The 565-nt window shown below is 60.4% G+C and carries 2 rRNA genes; both read right to left on the reverse strand.

What is annotated here, in order from left to right:
- Window positions 1–163: ribosomal RNA gene (locus tag F8C90_RS10815) — 23S ribosomal RNA — on the reverse strand; the annotation flags it as partial.
- Window positions 164–474: 311 nt separating this feature from the next.
- Window positions 475–565 (reverse strand): 16S ribosomal RNA (locus tag F8C90_RS10820); the annotation flags it as partial.

Consider the following 565-nt stretch of genomic DNA (forward strand, 5'->3'; position numbering starts at 1 on the left):
ATTCGGGTGCGGGTAGCAGGGCATGACCCCTGCTGGGTTCCCCCATTCGGGAATCCCCGGATCGAAGGCCGTTTGCGCCTCCCCGGGGCTTATCGCAGCTTGCCGCGCCCTTCTTCGGCTTCCCATGCCAAGGCATCCGCCGTGCGCCCGCGGTATCTTCTTCCCGCGGTCCCGGGGGGACGCATCCCCCCGGTAAATGCCAGCCGATGATGTAGATCATCGGAGAAAGTAAAAAATAAAGTTTTGGGTAAAACGTATCTCGGCGATCCTAACTGATTTCGAAGATGCGGAATCTACATTCCTACATTGGTTGATATCAAGTTGAGATCGTTCGGGGGCTTTGGAGCTCCCGAACATGTCGCGCGCTATGCAGTTGCCAAGGTGCCTCGGGGTCCCGTTGTCCGGGAGCCCTGGAGGCCGGATGCCGAGGATGGGGTAGGATGCGCGCGGGCCCCTGCAAGATGCTCTCCCTAGAAAGGAGGTGATCCAGCCGCACCTTCCGGTACGGCTACCTTGTTACGACTTCACCCCCCTCACCCTCCACACCTTCGACGCCTCCGCCCCT

Source organism: Ellagibacter isourolithinifaciens (assembly GCF_008831035.1).
In the GTDB taxonomy this organism is placed as follows: Bacteria; Actinomycetota; Coriobacteriia; order Coriobacteriales; family Eggerthellaceae; genus Ellagibacter; species Ellagibacter isourolithinifaciens.